Genomic DNA, 20,404 nt, shown 5'->3' with positions numbered 1-20,404 from the left:
ATGGTGACCCGGCGATACCGGGGAGGGCGGCAGCGACACCCGCGTTCGGGGGAGTGGGGAGCCCGGTCCGGCGCGCCGGTGTTCCCCGCGGCGTCAGTTGGCCGGGCTGGCCTCCATGGAGTAGTTGAGCCGTCCGCCGGCGACCGAGGTCACCGTCATCGTGACGTTGTACACCTCGCCGGTGGGCACGACCGTTGTGCAGACCGTTTTGGTACCGGCCACCGCCAGCAGGTCGCCGGGGCACTGGACCGAGAACCGCTCCCCGGTCTGCGCCTGCAGGTCTCTGGCCAGGGCGGCCTCGATGTCCGCCTTGGCCACCGTGATCGGGCCGTCCGAGACGGTCGGCTCCGGCGTGACGCTCGGCGCCGCAGGCTGCGGTGTGGCGCTCGGCGTCGGCGTCACGTCCGCCGCGATCGTCGCCGTGGCGGTGATCGTCGCCGGTACCTCGGGTGCGGACCTGTTCGTGGACGGAGCCGCGGTGTCGCCGTCCGAATCCGAGCAGCCGGACGTTCCGAACCCGAGCGCGACGAGTGCCACCGCCGCGACCATCGTCGCGCCACAGTGCCGTGCCGGCCCGGCCGAACGCCGTCGCCGGCCATCCGACACCGATCCGTCCGAGCTGGCGCGGACCGCACGTCCGGAAACACTCGCAGCGATCGTGAACCGCATGACCTTCCCCCATCCCCCAAGGCCGGGCACACCCGGATGGTGCCTCTCCGAACCACACGGTCAAGGACCGTCCGGGACCGGAGCATCGACACCGGACAAAGCCGGTGACATGGACCGGCCGCAGGCGAATCTACACACGAGCACCCGGGCGGAAACAAGTAACGGCCCAGGTCAGATGGCATCGAACACTCGCTGTGAACGCACCGGGCAGGTCGGTGACGTAACCGGGAACACCATCGTCTCGGGTTCTGGCACACCGAAGGGCGCGTCGACGGCCTGTCGATCGGCGCCCGGGGAGCTCGTCGTCCTCCCGGCCAAGCGGATCAGCGGACCCGAGGCCGGACGGCCACCCCCGTCGCCCGGTTTCGAGGCCGGCACAGGGGTAGGCGGCCTTCGCCGCGTCCATCGGGACGGCGCCAGCCGAGGTTCGCACCGCCGAGGTCCACCCGAAGGAGTCCACATGCGCGCCTCCGAACAGGTACCCGACCGGCTCGACCTCACCCGCGACCCGGGTCCGCGCCCGGCCGCGCGCCGGCGGCACTGATTCTTTCTGGGAACAGTCCACGAATGTCCGGTCACCGGTCCGCCGCAGCCGCCCACAGGAATCGGATCGAGGGGCGACGGCTGGTGTTGTCGAGGGCACAGCGGGGAGTCAGTGGTGGTCCCACCGGCGAAGGAGGAAAGATCCGATGACCACCACAGTCGCTGAGTCAGTCGACGTCGCGGTTCCGATTCGCACTGCTTACAACCAGTGGACCCAGTTCGAGTCCTTCCCGCATTTCATGGACGGGGTGGAGTCCATTCGGCAGATTGACGACACCCACACCCACTGGCATGTCAGGGTGGGCGGTCAGGACCGTGAGTTCGACGCGGCCATCACCGAGCAGCTGCCGGACGCACGCGTCGCCTGGAAGAGCACCAACGGTCCCACCCATGCCGGCGTGGTGACCTTTCACCGGCTGAACGACCAGGAGACCCGGGTGACGGTCCAGCTGGACTGGCAGCCCGAGGGCATCGTGGAGAAGGTCGGCTCGGTCGCCGGCGTGGACGACCGGCGGGTCAAGGCCGATCTCAAACGGTTCAAGGCGTTCATCGAGGACCGTGGCGGCGAGACCGGAGCCTGGCGCGGCCAGGTCGACCGACCCTGACCCTGCCGGATCTCCGCCGAAACGAGCATTCCATCGGGTGCAATGGTGAAGGAGATCAGATGTCGACGGATGCGATCGTGCTCCTGAAAGTCGACCACAAGGAGATAAAAGCTGCCTTCAAGCAGTTCCAGGACGCCGGGGACAGGGCCTTCTCCGCGAAAGGCAAGGCCCGCGAGAAAATCATCGAACTGCTCACCGTGCACACCTACCTCGAAAACGAGGTCATGTACCCGGAGGTACGGGGCCTGCTGCCCGACCTGACGGACGAGATCCTGGAGTCGTACGAGGAACATCACGTGGCCGACCTGCTCGCCGTCGAACTCGCCGTCCTCGCACCCGACGCGGAACGTTTCACCGCCAAGACGACCGTGCTGATCGAGAACGTGTCACACCACATCGAGGAGGAGGAAGAGGACTGGTTTCCCAAGGTGCGGGAGCGGCTCGGCCGCAGGCAGCTCGCCGAGATCGGGGAACGTCTGCTGGAGGCCAGGGAGAAGGCTCCGCACAGCCCGGCGCAGCCCAGCGCACTGAAGAAGAGCATCGACGCCGTCCTCAGGTAGCCGACGCGTCCGGCATCCGCCGGCGGGAGTCAACCGGGGCAGGCCGGGAAGGCCCGCGGCATGCGTGTCGCGATCGTCGGAGCCACCGGGAACATCGGTTACGCCCTTGTCCACACCCTGCTGGCGGATCCGTCCGTCGAGGAGGTGGTCGGCATCGCACGCCGGCTGCCCACCGATCCGGTCGACGCGCGCGTGCGCTGGACCTCGATCGACATCGCCGATCCGGACGCCGCCGAACCGCTGACCGAGGCCTTCCGAGGCTGCTCGGCGGTGGTCCACGTGGCCTGGCTGATCCAGCCGAGCCGCAACCCGGAGCTGATGCGGGCGACGAACGTGGACGGCACCGCCCGCGTCCTCGAGGCGGTCCGGGCCGCGGCCGTGCCCGCGCTCGTCCACGCCTCCTCGGTCGGCGCCTACGTGGTCGCGCCGGTGGACGTCCACGGTTCGAAGGGCGGCCTCGCGCGCGCCGAGGACTGGCCGACGACCGGAATCCCGACGTCCACCTACAGCGCGCACAAGGTGGAGGTGGAGCGTGCGCTCGACGACTTCGAGCTGACCTTCCCGGCCTGCCGGGTGGTACGCCTGCGGCCGGGCATCGTGCTCTCCGGACACCGAGTGCCCTATCGGACTCCTCGCAGCAGGTCGGGTACTTCACGCAGGTCCATGATGCGGGTCACGCCGGCCGGTGTCGGGTGGCGGCCGGTGCGGTCGATGAGCAGGGCCATCGGGTTGCCCGCGGCGAGGGCGCCCTGGGCGTCGGCGGCCGGGTTGTCGCCGACGTGCACGACATCGGCGGTGGTCAGCCCCAGGGACGCGCTCACGTGTTCGAACGCGGCCGGGTTCGGTTTCGCGACACCGATCTCCCCGGACAGCGCGATGACGTCGAACAGCCCGGTCAGGCCCACGACCCGCAGTCTTCGCCGTTGGAGCCGGCCGTCGGTGTTGGACAGCAGGGCCAGCGGCATGCCCTGGGCGCGCAACGTCGTCAGGCACGGCAGCACATCCGGGTACAGCCGCAGCCCCGTTTCGGCGAGGGTGATGCGCTGCTGTTCCATCCGGTCGAGCGCGGCGTCATCCGGTACCGGGCGACCCAGCGTGGCCAGCATCGCCGCCATGCGGGTGCGCAGGTAGGCCGTATGGCTGAGTGTGCCGTCCAGGTAGAGCGGGTGCAGCGCGTCCATCAACGTCAGCCAGACGTCGGGATCGGCATCGGCACCGAACAGTCCGCGCAGGCTCCGCGGAATCGACACGGAGTAGTCGATGAGCGTGTCGTCGACGTCGAAGCTGACCGCCCGGACCATCAGGGGTTGGTCACCGGAGCGCTCGACGTCATCGTGCGAGTGGATGCTACGGGGTTCACCCCCCGAGAGCGTGACCGGCACAGCCTTCAGGGTCGTGGGATGGTCCAGAGCGCGGGTCTGTCGGTGTCGTCGAAACGGGCCGCGGAGCCGACGACCTGGCCGTTGTCCGTCAGATCGACGGGGTCGTTCCCCGCCCCGCCGAAGGTCGCAAGGAGATAGGACGCCCCTGTCGACCAGACGAATCCGTGCCCGGTCCCGTCCGGGTCGACACGGATTCCGAGGACCTGCCCGCTGTCGTTCAGATCGATCATCCGGTCCTGCGCGGGGGGTACGCCCGGCTCGGACGGTCCGCTGCCCGCCGGCGGTCCGACCGGTGTCACCGTACCGGCCTGCCAGAGGAAACCGCGCCTGCTCCCGTCCGCGAACACCGCCTCGACGAGAACCTCGTCGCGATCGTTGACCCGGACGGCCTCGCTGCTGACCCCACCGAACGTGCCCAGGTCGATCAGCTGACCATCCCGGCGGAGGTAGGCGTGGCGGGTTCCGTCGGGGATGTCGGCGCCACCGACGATGGAGCCGCGCTCGTTGATGTCACGGGTGTTACTCGTGGGACCGCCGAGCGTGCCGAGGTCAACCCAGGTCCCGTTGCCACCGAGCGCGCCATGGGGTCGCCCTTCCTCGAAGAAGGCCGTCCCGATCACCTGGCCGACGTCGTTCAGGCCGATCGGGACGACGCGGAGCGCGAAACCGGACTGATCACCGGCGATCAACCGGAGGGTGCCGTTCTCCCACAGGTAGACGAGATTGTCGAAGGGCTGCGCGACACCGAGAACCTGCCCCCGCTCGTTCTGCGCGACCGGGGTGATGGCCGCTACGAACACGACCCCGTCCTGACGAATCCAGGTGGTCGCCACGTCGAGGGAGGTCCGCCCGGCTATCTGGCCGGCGTTGTTGACAAATCCTTTGGTGACCGTGGCGCCGAACACCACCGGCCCGGTCCGCGGGGTCCAGGCGAACCCGTCGCCGGTCGCGAACGGCTGGCTCGACGTGCGCCACCCGACCGCCTCGCCGTGGTCGTTCATCGCCGTGGCGAGGCTGGGAACAGGTCCGAGGACGGGCCCGATATCGGCCGGCCGCAGCACGACCGCCGCCTGCTGGACGGCGGCGCCGGGCCGAACCACGGCCGAGGCCGCGGCGAGACCACATCTGCTCCAGAGCCGGGTGGCCACCCCGGGAACCGTCCCCTCGGACAACGTCACCTCCGGTCGGTCGATCCCCGGCAGCGTGATCTCGGGCAGCGTGATCTCGGGCCCGGTGAGGTCGGGCAGGGTGATGTCGGGCAGGGTGATCGGCGGCAGCGGGAAGTCGACGTCCTTGTCGGACGGTGGGCAGGGCGCCGGCGGTAGCGGCGGTGGGGGCGTGTCCGGGATGGTCCACAGCGCGGCACGGCTGGTCCGCTGCGCCGTGATCGTGCGACCGACGACCTGCCCACGGTCGTTCAGGGCGACCGCCTCACCACCGGCCGCGCCGGGCGGGAACGCAAGCTCGACGAGTCGAGAGTCGTCCCAGCGAAAACCCTGTCGAGAACCGTCCGCGGCGACATGTGTGCCGACGACCTGCCCCTGCTCGTTCAGGTCGGTGACCAGGTTGTCCAGGCCGCCGGTGGGGCCGACGGGCACACCGGCGCCGTTCTGCCAGCGGAAGCCGCGTCGCCGTCCATCGGCGTACAGGACGCTGCCCAGCACCTGGCCGGCGTCGTTCACCTCGATCGCCTCGCTGCTGGTGCCACCGAACAGCCCGAGATCGACCGGCTGGCCGTCGTGCCACAGGGCCGCGTGGCGCACGCCGGCGGCGTCCTCGGCGCTGCCGACGATCACCCCGGCGGTGTTGACGTCGACCGCCACCCCGCGCTGACCGCCGAAGGTGGGCAGGTCGAGGCGGTCACCGGTCGCCGTCCACAGGGAGGGGCGGGGGATGCTCGTGACGGTGGGCTGGTATGAGCCGACAACGAGACCGGCATCGTTGACCGCGTTCGCGGTGCCACGGCCCGGGACGTCGGCGAGTGCCCTGGTCACGGTGTTCTGCCAGCTCAGGACCGGGCCGGTGTCGTCCCCTTCACGCTGGTAGCCCACCACCCAGCCACTTTCGCTCTGGCCGTGGGGTTCGAACCTGAGCCCGTAGGCGCCGTCCGGGCGGAGCACGGCGGATTCCCGGAGCCCGCCCACGGTCCCACGGACGAGCACACTGCCGTTGTCGGCGATGTCGACGAGCGGACCGGTGGCGGTGACGGTGGGCCCGGTGGCACCGTCCCAGCGAAAACCGGTTCCGGAGAACTGATCGTCGGTGCCGCTCCAGCCGACCACCTGGCCCAGGTCGTTGATCGAGGCCGCTCCCGTGTCGAGCGCCCCGTCCGCCGGCGCGATGTCCCGGGCGGTCACCACCTCGACCGCGAGAGGCCTCCGGTCGGGCACCGCGCCGATCGGTGCCGCGGCCGCCGTGGTGGCGGCCGTCGCCGTGGCGATGGAGGCCACCAGCGACAGGCTCAGGACAACCCCGGTCCGTCTGATCATCGCGCCGCCCTCGTCGCTGAAGCACTGCGACCGAATGTGGCAGGTCGCCGCTCCGCGCCACCGATGGTGCGTCGGCAGGCTGGGCGTGTCGGGCGTGAGTGCGCACATCGTCGTGGTTCGTTCGACGTCTGCCAAGCGTCCGGCTGGTCCGCCACCGTGCTCCACCGATGAGTTCCGTGCTCCACCGATGAGTTCCGCCGGCCCGCGGTGTCTATCAGGGTGTAGCCGTCGTCCCGCCGATCCGGAGGCCCCGCCGTGACCATCCCCGCGCACCCCGCCCGCACCCTGTTCGTGAACCTCCCCGTCACCGACCTCCCCCGCAGCAAGGCGTTCTTCGCCGCGCTCGGCTTCGGCTTCCACCCGGGCTTCACCGACGACACCGCCGCCTGCATGCTCGTCGGCGAACAGGCCAGCGTCATGCTGCTCACCCGCGAGAAGTTCGCCGAGTTCGCGAAACTGCCGATCGCCGACCCCACCACGCACACGCTGGCCCTCTACTGCTTCAGCGTGTCCTCCCGCGAGGAGGTCGACACGGTCGCGCAGGCCGCACTGGACGCGGGTGGCGTCGAGGCCGACGGGCTGGAGGACCACGGTTTCATGTGCTCGCGCAGCTTCTTCGACCTCGACGGCCACGGCTGGCAGGTCATGTGGATGGACCCGGCCGCGGCCCAGCAGGGCCCCGAGCAGCTCGCGGCCTCGACACCGGACACCGGCACCGGCACCGCGCAGTGATCTGACAGCGGCGAACGCCACTCTCGGCCCTGGCCGCGCCCGCCCCTGGAACCACGAGAAACCGTCCAGGGGCGGGGCCGGATGAACGCGGGCGTCACCGATGAAACGGTGACGCCCGCGTCGTGGCTTTCCTCGGTGCCGTGTTCTAGTTTCGCGGGGCATCGCAGATACCGTCAGGCGACCAGGTCCGGAGCAGTGAAGACATGCCGAAAGCAGCGAGATCTGGCCGAACCGGCGAAACGGTACCTGGCATCGTGATCGCGGGAGCCGCCGCCCGTGGCGCGTACGCCGCGGGTGCGCTCGCGTGCCTCGCGCCGGAAATCAAGAAATACGATCGAGTAGTGATCGTGGGTACGAGCTCGGGGGCTGTCAACGCCGCGCTGCTCGCCCAGAGCGCCCATCTGGAAAAACCTGCTGAAATCGACGCGTCACTGACCGAGGCGTGGGCAGAGCTCGATTCTCGGCAGGTGTTCGGTAGTGTACTTTCTCCCCTTGGTCATGCCCGGAGGGTGGCCGGTCGTTCCGGTCCCGCAGAATCTCCGTCACCGGCCTGCTGGACACGGGCCCGCTGCACAGGACCGCGCAGAAGCTCTACCGCCCTGACCAGGTGGTCAGGAACGTGCGGAACGGATATCCCGAGGCTGTCGCGGTAGTCGCGACGCTGTGCCAGCAGGACGGGACCGGAGGGCGCAGTCGGGTTCTCGTCCACAGCAACGCTCCCACGCCGCCGATGGCCGCGGATGGTGCTCTGGACTACATACCGACACCGCTCACCTACCAGCATGTCGTCGCTTCTTCCGCGATTCCCGTGCTCTTTCCTCCGGAGCGGAGAGACACCAGCGGGGCGGCGGGGTTCTACATCGACGGTGGGGTCCGGCTGAACACGCCCATCAAACCGGCGCTGGATCTCGGAGCGACCGAGGTGATGATAGTCTCCAGCCATGCGACGGAATATCCCTCGCCGTCCACGATGCCCGCTGCTCGTCCGCCGGATGTCCTGAGCACAGGTGCGCAGTCGCTGAACTCGGTGCTCGGCGATGCGATGATCGAGGACATTCGGAATCTACGGCGCGTCAACCGTTGCGTCCAGGCCGCCGGCGGTCAGGCGATCTCTCCGAACGGAAAGCGGTACCGGCGTATCCGTTTTCTTCTTGTCTCGCCGAAGACCGGCGATCTCGCCGGTATGGCGGCCGCCACGTTCCGTGACCGCGACCTCCTCCGGTAGGGCTCCCGGTCACGTCAGTGGGCGCTGCCAGGGGTGATGCGTTCTCCGCAGAAGTTGGGAGAGGCGAGGACCAGGCCCGTGCCGGTGGCGTTGACCGCGGTGAACGGGTAGCAGACAGGTGCCTTGCCGAAGTCCCTCTCGAAGTCGACGGTCGGGATGAGACCACCGGCCGTGTAGTTCTTCACGGCGCGCAGGCCGGTGATGAAGCTCTGCCGGGTGGGGCAGGGGCCGGCGGATTCGAGACCGCGAATGAACATGTCACCCAGGAGATACCCGGTCTCGGCGAGAACGCTGAGGCTGTCCTCCAGTTCAGGAGCGAAGCGGGCTGTGGCGGCCCGGTAGGCGGCGGCACCCAGCGACGCCGAACCCGGCGAGATAATGAGATACGTGGTCAGGCCGGCCAGCAGCGGACCGTATTCGCGGAGCAGGTTGTCACCGGGAGGCTGACTGCCACTGAGGATGACCTTCAGTGGCACCCCGGCCTGCCGGACCTCGGCAACGATGCGTGCGAAGGTGTCGGTCGTCAGGGTGCTGGCCAGAGTGTCCACCCGTTCGGTGCGAATCAGGCGAATGATCTCTCCGATCTGACTGTTGGTGGGTGGCTCGTCGGCATTCGCGGAGAGCGTTGGAATGCCGACCGAAACAAGGCTGGCGCGCATCTGTTCGGCGAGGTCGTCCGTGACATCGAGGCCGGCGGGATCGCCGACGACCAGGGCACGGGAACCGCCCTGTTCTCGCGCGTACGCACCGAGGGTGGTCACGACTTCCGCCGAGGGTGTGGCGCTGCTGGGAAGGGCGTAGGTGAACATGTTCCGGTAGCGAGACCAGGCGGCATCCATTCCGATACCGACCACCGGGACGTTTTCCGTGGCGAGATAGCCGGCTCCACCGGAGGATGCGGCGGTCGCCTCGATGACGGCGAAGGCATGGTCCTTCTCCACGAGGCCCCGGCTGACCACCGCGTTGGTGTCCGCCCGACCCCGGTCATCCGACCAGGTGTAGTGAATCTGGCGGCCGTGCACGCCGCCAGATTCGTTCACGACACCCAGCCTGGCGTTCAGTCCCGAGCGCACCGGCTGGAAGGTTCTGGCAAGTGCTCCGCTGTCCGGATAGACGAGACCGATCCGGACCTCGTTCCTCGACACCCCGGGGGTGTTGCAGGACGAGGCTGAGCTGGCCATACCGTTGTGGCAGCCCGCCAACGGGGCCAGGAATAACAGCACGGCGGATAAGGCCGACAGCGGGCGAGCTTTCACGGCAGGACCCTTCCGGGCTTCGATCCTCTATTTTGGCGCACAGCACGGTCATGATGTGGAGCTCCGGGAACAGCCGTTCCTCGATCGGCCCGGTGATGGTGCCGTTCCGGCTCCGTGGGATCGCGGTGACCATCGCGGGCGGCTGTCGATACCGTGTTACGACCTCGCCCGCCGCCTCGGTGGGGTCGATCGACGGGGCTACGAGCCCTGGCTCGTCCCGAGCCGTGTGACGTCCACCGTCGGCAGGAAGGTGCGCTTCTCGGGTGTGAGAACGCGCCGATCTCCGACAATCCGCAGCGACGCTTCGTGTCGCCGGTCGTCGGAGGACGCGCCGACGAACAGGTCAACCCTGGCGGCCTCGACCGCGATCCGATGGTCGAGGCCGCTGAAGGCGAACTGGTCGGCCGAGAGCTGGAAGGTCACCCGAGCGGCTTCGCCCGGGTCAAGTTCGACCCGGGCGAAGCCGGCGAGCTGCTGCGCGGGTCGGGTGACCACCGCCGCGTTGACGCGGGCGTAGAGCTGCACGACCTCCGCGCCGGTCCGTTCGCCGACGTTGGTCACGGTCAGTGTCACCGTCGCGGTACCGTCGGTGCCGATCTCCGACGTGGTCTCGAGGTCGGACAGGTCGAAGCTGGTGTAGCTGCGGCCGAATCCGAAGGGGTACTGCGGGGTGGCCGACAGGTCACGGTAGTGCAGGCCCCGGATGACGGCCGGTCGGCGATACCCGCTGTCCGCCCGCTGGTAGTGATAGATCGGGAACTGCCCACCATGCCGAGGGACGGTGTAGGGCAGCTTTCCGCCGGGATTGACCTCGCCGAACAGCACCCGGGCGAGCGCCCGCGGGCCCGTCTGGCCGGCGAAGGTCGCCACCATCAACGCGGCGGACTCGAGCACGGCCGCGGGCAGCGGGTAGGGCCGGCCCTGGATCAGAACGGTCACGTGGGGCGTACCGGCCGCGGCCACGGCGGCGGCCAGCTCGCGTTGGACCGCCGGCAGTTCGATGTCGGCCGTGTCGGTGCCCTCGCCCTCGGTGCCGCCACCGATCGCGGCACTGTGGCCGCCCAGCGCCAGGACGACGACATCGGCGTTGCGGGCGGCGTCGACCGCTCGGGCGAGTGCCTCACCGTCGAGGTGCTCGGTCAGCCCGCACCCGGGCTCCACGACGACCTCCGTGGCGAGGTCGGCGATCTCCTCGGCCAGCGACCGGGTCCCGTAACGGAACCGAATGTAGGCCTCGGAATCCAGGTCGCGGGTCTGTTCGCCTTCGGGGTCGGCGCGGAAGAAGTCCATGCCCGCCAGGTTCCCGAGGCCCCCCGCCTCCATGAACCGGTACATGTCCCGGCCGACCGGGTAGCTGTAGGTGGCGAACTGCTGGCGGGCCTCGTGCCCCAGCGGCCCGACGACGGCGACCTTCAGCCCCGGTCGCAACGGCAGGATGCCGTTGTTCTCGAGCAGGATCACGCTGCGTTCGGCCAGTTCGAGAGCCAGGTCGACGCCCTCGGCCGTGGTCGGGGTGATCTCCACCGGGCCTTCGGGCGCGTACGGCTGTTCGAACAGACCCAGCTCGAACTTGACCGTCAGCAGGCGCAGCACGGCGGCGTCCAGCTCCGCCATCGGGACGCGACCGGCCTCGACCTCCTCCGCCAGCGTCTCGCCGTAGGCGAAGACGAACGGCGCCTCGAGGTCCAGGCCGGCGTGCAGCGCGTACCGGGCGATCTCGGCCTTGTCGGTGGCGACCCGCTGGCGGTCCAGGGCGTGCTGCAGTGCCATGTAGTCGGCGACGACGAAGCCGTCGAAGCCCATCTGTTCGCGCAGCAGATCGTGCAACAGCTCACGGGACACCCCGGCGGGAACGCCGTCCACGTCGCCGTAGGAGGTCATCACCGACCGCAGTCCGGCGGAGTTGATCGCGGCCTCGATCGGGAAGGCGACCACGTCCCGGGTGAACCGGCTACCCGCCTCATAGGAGGAGGCGTTCAGCCCGCCCTGACCCAACCCGAAGCCGAGGAAGTGCTTGGCGGTGGCCACGACGCCCTGCGACAGGTCGTCACTCTGGATTCCCCGGACGAACGCGACTCCGAACGTCGCGGCCAGCAGCGGGTCCTCGCCGTAGGTCTCGTGTACCCGCCCCCATCTGGGGTCGAAGGCGATGTCGAGGACCGGCGACAGCGCGTGCCGCAGACCCAGTCTGATCATCTGCTTACGAAGGATGTCGGTCATCTGGCGGACGAGCTCGGGACTCCACGTCGCGGCCAGCCCGATCGGCGTCGGAAAGACCGGATGCCGCGGCGTCACGACACCGTTGAGCGCCTCCACCTGGAACAGGGTCGGGATGCCCAGCCGGGTGCGCTCGACCAGGAACCGCTGGATCTCGTTGACCCCCGTCACGACGCGAGAGGGATCCTCGGTATGCAGGGACACCACGGCTCCGATACCGGTGGTCAGCATCGTCGTCGCGGCGTCCTCGAGCAGATGCCCCTCGCGCAGCAGCAGCATCGGCATCAGACATGTCAACTGTCGGGACTTCTCCGCGACGGTCATCCGCGCCAGGAGTAAACGGGCCCGCTCCTGAGGAGTCCTGGTCGGATCCAGATGGTCGGTGGCGACGGTCATGGCATTCTCCCTGGGAAGGCGGTACTGCTCAGTCGAGCAGCTGGGCGGGGGCCAACTGGTCCAGCTCGTTGACGGACGACGGCGGCGACCTGCCTGGGTCACCGGTGAGGACGGAGCGCACCTGGTGGCAGTCCGGCCACACTCCCACCTCGCCGCCACGCGCGTCGAACACGCGGCCGGTGACGCCCGCGGCAGCGTCGGTGCACAACCACGACACGATCGGTGGCACGTGCGTCGACGGACCCGGGCCAGCCCTGGCCGCCTCGAACATCTCAGTTCTCGTCTGACGTGTGCGGATCGCCCGGCGGGGCGTCGCTCGGTCGGACATCACGCCGTTGGCGTCGACGATGAGCGCCCGCCTGGTCGATGGTGCGACTCTCGTCACCGACCAGGAACGGCGCTCCCTCGGCCCGCGGGCACACGCTCGAGCTGCTGCTGGTCAGCAACGGCTCCGCTACCACGGCCGTCCTCCTGATGCTCTGGCTGGGTCGTGTATCGCCGGAGCCTAGCCTATATTTCCCTCAAGGGAAATATAGGCTAGGCTCCACCCGTCGAGGCGGTACGCGCCCGCGTCGGTGCAGGCCGGCGCGGCGCGCCCGTCCTGCCCTCACCGGTTTTTCTCCCGGCGGTTCGAGACCCGCCTGTCGCGAACAGAGTCCGTGGAAAGGGAGTCGCACGTGGCAGAGCGCTCGCGTCGTGGTGGCACCAGGACAGTCGACCGTGACGTGGAGATCCGCGACGTCGACGTCCCGGTTGGTGATGTACGGATCCGGGCAAGGCTGTACGGGCCGACCACGGCGCCGAGTACGACGGCGCTGCTGTGGATGCACGGCGGCGGCTTCTCCGGCGGGTCGATCGACATGCCGGAAGGGGACGCGGTGTCCCGGGCGTTCGCGCGCGGGGGAGTGACCGTGCTCAGCGTCGACTACCGACGCGTGCCGCCGCTGAGCCGCGCGCGGCGTTGGCGCGGCGCGGCGGCGGTGCGGTTCCCCACCCCCGTGCTCGACTGCCTCGCCGCCTGGCATCGGCTTGTGGCCGAAGCGGAGTCGCTGGGGCTTGCGGCCGATCGGGTCTTCGTGGGCGGGGCGAGCGCCGGTGCCAACCTCGCCGTCATGAGCACGCTGCGGGCCGCGACCGAGGGGCTCGTGGCGCCGGCCGGGCTGCTGCTGGCCTACCCGCTGCTGCATCCCGTGCTGCCGGCCCGGCCGCTCGCGGCCAACCGGGGACTGCGCACCCGGGTGCTGAGCCGGGTCGCGCAACGCTCGGTCCGGATGATGGCGGCCAACTTCGTCGGAGCGGCGAACATCGCCCGCGCCGCCGAGGCGTTCGCGCGCCCGGCGGACCTCGACGGCTTCCCACCGACCCTGGTCATCACCGGCGAGCACGACCCGCTGCGCCCGTCGGGCGAGGCCTTCGCCGACGATCTGCGGACCCGCGGGGTCGAGGTCGACTGCCAGACGGAGCCGGATGTTCACCATGGCCACCTCAACCATCCCGCCACGGCGCCCTTCGACCACACCATGTCCACCTTCGGCGCCTGGCTGGCCGCACACAGTGGCTGACCGTACGCCTCAGGTGAACATGTGGCTAGTGGACGCGGGCCGCGCCGTGGGATGGGCGCGTCTCGAAGGCCCGCGGTGAGAGGAAGCCGTGGGCCCCGAAGGCCGCGGTCACCGCGGCGGTCGCGGCGGCAACGGCCGTTTCGGGCAGCAGGGCCACGGCGCAGCCACCGAAGCCGCCGCCGGTCATGCGGGCAGCGATCGCGCCGGCGTCGAGCAGGGTGTCCACGGCGAGATCGAGCTCGGCGCAGGAGATCCGGAAGTCGTCGCGCATGGATGCCTGTGACGCCGCGAAGATCTCGCCGAGGCCGGTCAGATCGTCGTGGCGCAGCGCGGCCACCGCCAGCCGGACCCGCTCGATCTCCGTGACCACATGTCGGGCGACGCGTCGCTGCTCACCGACCAGCGTGGTCCGCACCGCGGTGACCGTCGCGTCCCGCAGCGCCTGGACGCCGAGAGTCCGGGCGGCATCCTCGCAGGTCGCGCGCCGCCGGGCGTAGCCGCCATCGGCGTTGGCGTGGCTGACGCGGGTGTCGACGACCAGCAGAGTCAGGCCCGACTCCCGGCCGGGCAGCGGGACGGGCTCGAACGCCAGCGACCGGCAGTCGAGCAGCAGCGCGTGGTCGGCCCGCCCGTGCATGGCCGCCATCTGATCCATGATCCCGACGGGCGCGCCGACCATGTCCGTCTCGGCTCGGCGGGCCACGGTCGCCAGGGCGGTGCGGTCCGTCTCCAGACCGGCGAGCTCGGCCACGGCCAGCGTGACCGCACAGGTCAGCGCCGCCGACGAGGACAGTCCAGCGCCGGCCGGCACCTGCGAGGTGACGACGATGTCCAGGCCGGGCGGCCCAGTCCGCGGCCAGCCCAGCGCCCACACCGCGCCGAGCACATAGGCCGGCCATCCGGTCACGGCGCCGGGCCGCAGGTCGCCGGTGTCCACGGCGGCCGTGCCCGGACGGTCCAGGGACTGACAGGTGAGTCTGTCGTCGTCGCGCGGCGCGACCGCGGCCAGCGCGGCGGAGTCGATGGCGTACGGGAGGACCAGGCCATCGTTGTAGTCGGTGTGCTCACCCATCAGGTTGACCCGCCCCGGCGCGGCCCACACCCCTGCCGGTGGCCGGCCGTGGCGCGCGCGGAACTCGGTGGCGAGCCGGGCCGCGAGAGCGTCCCGGTCGCTCATCCCATCGCCCCCCGCAGCGCGGCGGCGGCCCGCTCCGGTGCCACGTCGGTCAGGAAGGCGCCACCGGCGAGCTCCGAGCCGGCCAGGTACTTGAGCCTGGTCGCGGACCGGTGGGGCGGTGTGAACTCGACGTGCAGGTGGGAGACCGGGTCCCAGTCGCGTTCGTCGTCGGTCGGCCGACCGTGTACGGCCATCACGTAGGGCAGCGAGAAACCGAACAGCCGGTCGTAGCCCCGGGTCAGCCGGTGCAGAAGCCCGCTCAGGTCGGCCCGCTCCTGTTCGCCCAGCGCGCCCAGGTCCGGGCGGTGGGCGCGCGGAACCACATGCACCTCGTAGGGAAACCGGGCCCAGAACGGAACGAACGCGATCGCGGTCGGGGCGGTCAGAACACACCGCGGACCGGCTGCCTCCGCCGCGACGACGTCACATTCCACGCACCGGCCGGTGCGGTCCCGGTAGGCGCTGGCGGCCCGCAGCTCCCGGGCAGGTCGCGGCGGCACCTCGGGATAGGCATAGATCTGACCGTGCGGATGGGCCAGGGTGACCCCGATGACCTCGCCCTTGTTCTCGAACGGCATCACGTAGGAGACGCCGGGTGTCGCGCCGAGGACGGCGACCCGATCGGCCCAGACGTCGACGAGCATCCTGACCCGGTCGGCCGGCAGATCGGCGAAGGTCGTGTGGTGGTCGTCGGAGTAGACCACCACCTCGCAGCGGCCGAACGCCGGCGCCACCGGGTACAACTCGGTTCCCGCCACCTCGGGCGCCGGTGGCTGGGGTGACAGCGACGGGAAACGGTTGTCGAAGGTCACCACCTCGTAGGCCGCGCGTGGCACCTCGGTCAGCCGCCCGCCCGGACGGCTCGGGCACAACGGACAGCCGTCGGTGGGCGGCTTGTACATCCGATCCTGGCGGTGCGTCGCGAACGTCACCCACTCGTCGGCGGTCGGGTCGTACCGACGCTCGGTCACCGCGCGCTGTCCGTGCCCCGGCGAGCTTCGTCCGCGGAGTCCGGGCCAGCCGTCGGGAGACTGTAGTAGGTGATCCGTCGACCGTCCGGGAGGGTGGCCACCCGACGCAGCAGACCGGTCCGGGTGCCCGGAACGCGCTCGACCGGTCCGTCGGCCGGGTGACCCGAACCGCCGGGCCCGTCCGGCTCGCGGGGCACTTCGGCAACCTCGGATCCCTGCATGTCGGCCTCCTTCGTACCAGCAACCCGCCCTGTCGGATCCGCCGCCGGACTTCGGCTCCGCTGGCGACGACCCGCGCACTCGGCAACCGAGGGGACGCCGGACCCGAGGAACGCGAACGGGTGGCTCGAGGCCGGTCCGCCGCGATCTCGAAACGTCGACCGGCAGCAACGGGAGGCGCCGGGTCCGCCCGCGGCCGGTGACCGTGACTTGACCGGTAACACACTCGCTAGTAGTTTCTCCCGCCAGGGAGATATTAGCTCCTGGTGGCGAGTTGTGGGCAGTGTCAGGTGTCACAGTGAAGCGTCCCGGAGGGGCGGGTGCCGGGTCGGTCGGCAGGAGACGGCCCGCCGCGGGCTCGGCGACGCGATCGCGGGCGACCGACCCATTTCCCGATCATGGTGAACGGTCGACCCGGGCCGCCCGCCTCATGGCTCATGGCGATGGGCCGGACATGTAGGAGTGCTCATGATCCGCAGTTCGTTCAACCAGGGCTGGCACGTCAGCAGGGAGCACGGTGACGGCTCGGGGGTGTCGATCGGCCCGGTGACGGTTCCCTACGACGCCATGCTGTTCGAGCAGCGGGACCCGAAGGCCGTCAACAGCCACAACACCGGATACTTTCCTGGGGGCGTCTACCGCTATACGAAGACGTTCCGGGCGGCCGAGGAATGGCGTGGTCGTAGCGTCACCCTGGAGTTCGAGGGTGTGTACATGCGTTCGGAGGTCTTCGTCAACGGGCGCCTCGCCGGCGGCCGCCCCTCCGGCTACGCGGTTTTCCAGGTCACGCTGGACACGTTTCTTGACTACGGCACCGACAACCGCGTCGAAGTCGTCGCACACAACGATCGTGGGCCGAACAGCCGCTGGTATTCCGGCAGCGGTATCTACCGGCCGGTGCATCTTCTTGTCGGTGACCGCCTGCGGGTGACCCCCGATGGTCTGCGGATCAGCACGAAGTCGGTCGAGCGCACCGAGGCGGTCGTCGAAGTCCAGATCGAGACCGTCAACGACGGTACCGAGAGCCGTACGGTGACCGTCACCACCACCCTGCGGGGCCCGCGCGCCACCACCGGTCCGATCGAGGAGCGGCTGTCGGTCGGACCCGGTGAGAAAAAGACGCTGCGCCAGCGCGTCACGGTGCCGGCGCCGGCGCTCTGGTCCCCGGAAAGTCCACAGCTCCACACCGCCACCGTTGTCCTGGCCGACGGTGACCAGATCGTCGACGAAGCCGTCGCCGACTTCGGGATCCGTACGGTGTCCGTGGACGCCCGCCGCGGCCTGCGCATCAACGGTGAGCCCGTGAAACTGCGCGGGGCAGCGATCCACCACGACAACGGGGTCATCGGTGCGCACACGCTGGACGCGGCCGAGGAACGCCGGGTCCGCATCCTGCGGGAAAGCGGTTTCAACGCGATTCGCAGCGCACACAACCCGATCTCCCGGGCGACCCTGCGCGCCTGCGACCGCCACGGCGTGCTCGTCATGGACGAGCTCACCGACGTGTGGTGGCGGCCAAAAAGCAGAGCTGACTACTCCGCGGAGTTCGAGCAGTGGTGGGAGCGGGACCTCGAAGCGCTCGTCGCGAAGGACTTCAACCACCCGTCGGTGATTCTCTACTCCATCGGCAACGAGATCCCCGAGACCGCGACCGCCCAGGGCGTTCAGCGTAACCGTGAGATGGCCGACCGTACCCGCGAGCTCGACCCGACCCGCCTCGTGACCAACTGTATCAATGGCTTCCTCAACCTCATCTTTCGCGGGAAGGGCGAGAAGGTCGAGGCGAAGACCGCCGGTGAGAAGGACGGCGACGCCCCGAACAAGAACCTCATCGCCGTGCTCAACCTCCTCATGGGGATCCTGCACCCGGCGCTTCGCCGCATCGTCCGACTGCCGGCGGTCGATCGGCGGACCCGTGACGCCTACGCCGCCCTCGACGTCGCCGGATACAACTACATGGCCGGCCGCTACCGAAAGGACGCGAAGCTCCACCCCGAGCGGGTGATCGTCGGCAGTGAGACCGGGCCGACGGAGACGGTCCCGATCTGGCGCGAGATCGAGACGATGCCGCACGTCATCGGCGACTTCACCTGGACCGGCTGGGACTACATCGGAGAGGCCGCCATCGCGGTACTCCCGTATGGCCGGCGACCTAGCCTGTTCGGCCCCTGGCCGGCGCTGCTGGCGGGCGAGCCGGTGATCGACATCACCGGGCATCGCCAGACCCAGTCCTATCTCAACGAGATCGCCTGGCATCTGCGCAAGGCCCCCCATCTCGCCGTCCAACCGGTGAACCACTCCGGCGAGAAGCAGTACTCCAACGCCTGGCGCAGCACCAACTCCCTCCACAGCTGGAGCTGGGAGGGCCATGAGGGGCGGACCGCGGTGGTCGAGGTGTACGCCGACGCCCACCGGGTCGAACTGCTGCTCAACGGAGACCGGGTCGGCGACGCGCCAGCGGGACCGGAGCAGGACTACCTGGCCACGTTCTCCCTCCCGTACCAGCCCGGGAACCTCACCGCCGTCGCCTATGACGCGGACGGCGGGGAGCTCGGTCGGGACACCCTGACCAGCGCCGGCCCAGAGCTGCGGCTCCAGGTACAACCCGAAGGCAGCGAGCTGCGGGCCGACGGAGCCGACCTCGGCTATCTCCCCATCGCGCTCACGGACGCCGCGGGAACGGTGCGCCCCCTGGCCGACCGCACGGTCACGGTCCAGGTGACCGGCGCCGGCACACTGCTCGGATTCGGGAGCGCCCGACCCGTCACCGAGGAGAGCTTCTCGGCCGGCCGGTACTCGACCTACTGGGGACGCGCGCTCGCGGTCGTCCGGGCCGGACACGAGGCCGGCGACGTCACGGTCACCGTGACCGCCGCCGGCTGCGAGCCGGTGACGGTCGTTGTGCCGGTGACGGCCGTTGCGCCGGTGACGGCCGTGGGCCGCGCCGTCCCCGCGAAGTCCGGCCAGTAGCCGTGCCAGCAGCCGCCCTGACCCGTCTCGTCATGGGGCCCAGACCGCTGTGGCGATCCATGAACCCCAGCCTTCGTCGAACCCCAGCCTTCGTCGAACCCCAGCCTTCGTCGCCGCGTCGACCGGCGCACGGGAAGAACTTCTGAGAGGACGAACCAGATGCGCCGAGACCGAGCACAGAGAACAAACCGGATGCGCCTGCGCGCGTTATCGGCCGGTGTGGTCGCACTGGCGATCGCTGTCGTCGCGGCGGGTTGCTCGTCGAGCTCCGGCGGCACCAGCGCAGCCGGGTCGACCTGGAAGCTGGGCAGTCCCCTGACGTGTAGCGGTCCGCTCGCCTCGTCCGCCGGCCCGTACTGCGACGCGGTGAGGGCGTGGGCGAAGTCGGTCAACGCCAGCGGCGGCATCAACGGCCACCGGATCGACCTGATCGTCAAGGACGATGCCGGCAACCCGGCCACCGGGCTCAGGAACGTCCGGGAGCTGGTCGAGAAAGATCATGTCATCGCCCTGGTCGGCCTCCCGCCCGCCTATACTTTCAGTGCCTATCTCAAGGCAAAGAAGATCCCCGCGATCGGTATCATCGGAAATTCCGACTACCGGAACCCCTCGTTTTTCAACGTGGGTCTCAACCCGTTCGCCAGCGTCTTCTCGGTCAGCCAGGAGACGAGCCGTGTCGGCGTCAGGAACTTCGGCTTCGCCTACTGCGCGGAATCCGCGGGGTGCGCCCAGTCGCTGCCGATCATCCAGGCGGCGGCCGGCGGGTTCGGGCAGACCACGACGTCGGTCAAGGTCTCCTCGTCCGCTGCCGACTACACCGCACCGTGTCTGCAGCTGAAGAACGCCGGAGTGCAGGCGATGCTCATCGGCGCGGGGTCCGACGTCGTTCTGCGTGTGCTGGACTCGTGTGTCGCGCAGGGCCTGAAGGCGCGGGTCGCCGCCCCAGCCCAGGCGATCGAGCCGAACGACTGGCTCAAGGACAGGAACACCGAAGGCGCGATCGCGATCAGCGGCTATGCGCCGTGGTACGACACCACGATCCCGGGTATCAGGGCCTTCCAGGCGGGCATGGCGAAGTACGCCCCCGGCACCGAGACCGGGGCGGCCGCCTCGGCTGCCTGGTCGATCGCCGAGGTGTTCAAGGGGGCAGCGCAGGCCGCTCACCTTGGCGACAACCCCACTCCCGCGCAGGTGACCCAGGCGCTGCACGGACTCCAGGGCTTCACCGCGGACGGACTTCTTCCGCCGCTGAGCTATCCGCAGGGGGCGGAGCAGAACCTGGCCTCGTCCAACTGCTACTTCACCTTCACCATCAAAAGCGGCGCGTTCGCCTCTGTGAACGGCGGCAAGGCCGAGTGCATCGACCAGCAGAAGCTGGCCCCGTTCGTGAAGCTGCTTCCAGCCAGCTGACAGCCACCGGACCGGGTGGGG

17 protein-coding genes and 1 pseudogene are annotated in these 20,404 nt (G+C 69.7%); 9 read left to right on the top strand and 9 right to left on the bottom strand.

Going from position 1 to position 20,404, the window contains the following annotated elements; translation table 11 throughout:
* Positions 1 to 93: 93 nt before the first annotated feature.
* Positions 94 to 537 carry a DUF4333 domain-containing protein gene (locus MXD61_RS26375; RefSeq protein WP_248816116.1) on the bottom strand — a complete coding sequence of 148 codons (444 nt, stop codon included), beginning with the start codon at positions 535 to 537 and terminating at the stop codon, positions 94 to 96.
* 821 nt (positions 538 to 1,358) lie between these two features.
* Here MXD61_RS26375 and MXD61_RS26370 point away from each other — a divergent pair.
* The 3 genes and pseudogenes from MXD61_RS26370 to MXD61_RS26360 all read left to right on the top strand — a co-directional run.
* Complete coding sequence (locus MXD61_RS26370) at positions 1,359 to 1,817, top strand: SRPBCC family protein (protein WP_248816115.1); 459 nt, start codon at positions 1,359 to 1,361, stop codon at positions 1,815 to 1,817.
* Between the two features lie 59 nt (positions 1,818 to 1,876).
* The gene (locus tag MXD61_RS26365; protein WP_248816114.1) at positions 1,877 to 2,377 is read left to right on the top strand and encodes a hemerythrin domain-containing protein; all 501 of its coding nucleotides are present in this window, start codon (positions 1,877 to 1,879) and stop codon (positions 2,375 to 2,377) included.
* 60 nt (positions 2,378 to 2,437) lie between these two features.
* A pseudogene (locus MXD61_RS26360) lies at positions 2,438 to 2,929 on the top strand (NAD-dependent epimerase/dehydratase family protein); the annotation flags it as partial.
* A gap of 68 nt (positions 2,930 to 2,997) precedes the next feature.
* Here the strand turns inward: MXD61_RS26360 and MXD61_RS26355 are convergent.
* The gene (locus MXD61_RS26355; RefSeq protein ID WP_248816113.1) at positions 2,998 to 3,678 is read right to left on the bottom strand and encodes an HAD family hydrolase; all 681 of its coding nucleotides are present in this window, start codon (positions 3,676 to 3,678) and stop codon (positions 2,998 to 3,000) included.
* Positions 3,679 to 3,764: 86 nt separating this feature from the next.
* Positions 3,765 to 6,248 (bottom strand): hypothetical protein, encoded by a 2,484-nt coding sequence (locus MXD61_RS26350; protein WP_248816112.1) that lies wholly within the window; start codon positions 6,246 to 6,248, stop codon positions 3,765 to 3,767.
* Positions 6,249 to 6,503: 255 nt separating this feature from the next.
* Here MXD61_RS26350 and MXD61_RS26345 point away from each other — a divergent pair, with 255 nt between their 5' ends.
* The 3 genes from MXD61_RS26345 to MXD61_RS26340 all read left to right on the top strand — a co-directional run bounded on the left by MXD61_RS26345 (position 6,504) and on the right by MXD61_RS26340 (position 8,205).
* On the top strand, positions 6,504 to 6,980 hold the full coding sequence (locus MXD61_RS26345) for a VOC family protein (protein WP_248816111.1): 477 nt from the start codon (positions 6,504 to 6,506) through the stop codon (positions 6,978 to 6,980).
* A gap of 203 nt (positions 6,981 to 7,183) precedes the next feature.
* Complete coding sequence (locus MXD61_RS29060) at positions 7,184 to 7,633, top strand: patatin-like phospholipase family protein (RefSeq protein WP_374629602.1); 450 nt, start codon at positions 7,184 to 7,186, stop codon at positions 7,631 to 7,633.
* Entirely contained in the window at positions 7,516 to 8,205 is a 690-nt protein-coding gene (locus MXD61_RS26340; RefSeq protein WP_374629612.1) for a patatin-like phospholipase family protein, read from the top strand. Before MXD61_RS29060 ends, MXD61_RS26340 begins: the two co-directional genes overlap by 118 nt.
* A 14-nt stretch (positions 8,206 to 8,219) precedes the next feature.
* On the opposite strand, the gene MXD61_RS26335 is transcribed toward MXD61_RS26340, so the two are convergent.
* The 3 genes from MXD61_RS26335 to MXD61_RS26325 form a co-directional block, all read right to left on the bottom strand.
* Positions 8,220 to 9,386 carry an ABC transporter substrate-binding protein gene (locus MXD61_RS26335; protein WP_248816109.1) on the bottom strand — a complete coding sequence of 389 codons (1,167 nt, stop codon included), beginning with the start codon at positions 9,384 to 9,386 and terminating at the stop codon, positions 8,220 to 8,222.
* A gap of 273 nt (positions 9,387 to 9,659) precedes the next feature.
* Positions 9,660 to 12,074: a glycoside hydrolase family 3 N-terminal domain-containing protein gene (locus MXD61_RS26330; RefSeq protein WP_248816108.1), complete on the bottom strand. Its 2,415-nt coding sequence runs from the start codon at positions 12,072 to 12,074 to the stop codon at positions 9,660 to 9,662.
* Between the two features lie 28 nt (positions 12,075 to 12,102).
* Positions 12,103 to 12,345, bottom strand: a complete 243-nt coding sequence (locus MXD61_RS26325) for a hypothetical protein (RefSeq protein ID WP_248816107.1) — start codon at positions 12,343 to 12,345, stop codon at positions 12,103 to 12,105.
* A 406-nt stretch (positions 12,346 to 12,751) separates the two neighbouring features.
* On the opposite strand from MXD61_RS26325, the gene MXD61_RS26320 reads away from it, so the two are divergent.
* A complete protein-coding gene (locus MXD61_RS26320) occupies positions 12,752 to 13,636 on the top strand; it encodes an alpha/beta hydrolase (RefSeq protein WP_248816106.1) in 885 nt (294 codons plus the stop codon).
* 25 nt (positions 13,637 to 13,661) lie between these two features.
* Here MXD61_RS26320 and galK read toward each other — a convergent pair whose 3' ends face one another.
* The 3 genes from galK to MXD61_RS26305 are packed head-to-tail and all read right to left on the bottom strand — an operon-like array spanning position 13,662 to position 16,005.
* Positions 13,662 to 14,813, bottom strand: a complete 1,152-nt coding sequence (gene galK / locus MXD61_RS26315) for a galactokinase (protein ID WP_248816105.1) — start codon at positions 14,811 to 14,813, stop codon at positions 13,662 to 13,664.
* Positions 14,810 to 15,784 carry a galactose-1-phosphate uridylyltransferase gene (gene galT, locus MXD61_RS26310; RefSeq protein WP_248816104.1) on the bottom strand — a complete coding sequence of 325 codons (975 nt, stop codon included), beginning with the start codon at positions 15,782 to 15,784 and terminating at the stop codon, positions 14,810 to 14,812. The genes galK and galT overlap by 4 nt, the downstream gene beginning before the upstream one ends.
* Positions 15,781 to 16,005, bottom strand: a complete 225-nt coding sequence (locus MXD61_RS26305; RefSeq protein WP_248816103.1) for a hypothetical protein — start codon at positions 16,003 to 16,005, stop codon at positions 15,781 to 15,783. Before MXD61_RS26305 ends, galT begins: the two co-directional genes overlap by 4 nt.
* 466 nt (positions 16,006 to 16,471) lie before the next feature.
* On the opposite strand from MXD61_RS26305, the gene MXD61_RS26300 reads away from it, so the two are divergent.
* Both MXD61_RS26300 and MXD61_RS26295 read left to right on the top strand, forming a co-directional pair.
* On the top strand, positions 16,472 to 18,973 hold the full coding sequence (locus MXD61_RS26300; protein WP_248816102.1) for a glycoside hydrolase family 2 TIM barrel-domain containing protein: 2,502 nt from the start codon (positions 16,472 to 16,474) through the stop codon (positions 18,971 to 18,973).
* Positions 18,974 to 19,165: 192 nt separating this feature from the next.
* Positions 19,166 to 20,383, top strand: coding sequence for an ABC transporter substrate-binding protein (locus MXD61_RS26295; RefSeq protein WP_248816101.1), 1,218 nt, complete (start codon positions 19,166 to 19,168; stop codon positions 20,381 to 20,383).
* Positions 20,384 to 20,404 lie beyond the last annotated feature (21 nt).

Origin of the sequence: Frankia sp. AgPm24 (genome assembly GCF_023243055.1) — a bacterium.
Lineage (GTDB): Bacteria > Actinomycetota > Actinomycetes > Frankiales > Frankiaceae > Frankia > Frankia umida.
Note: the sequence above shows the minus strand (reverse complement) of the source record. Positions and strands in the feature narration are given on the sequence as shown.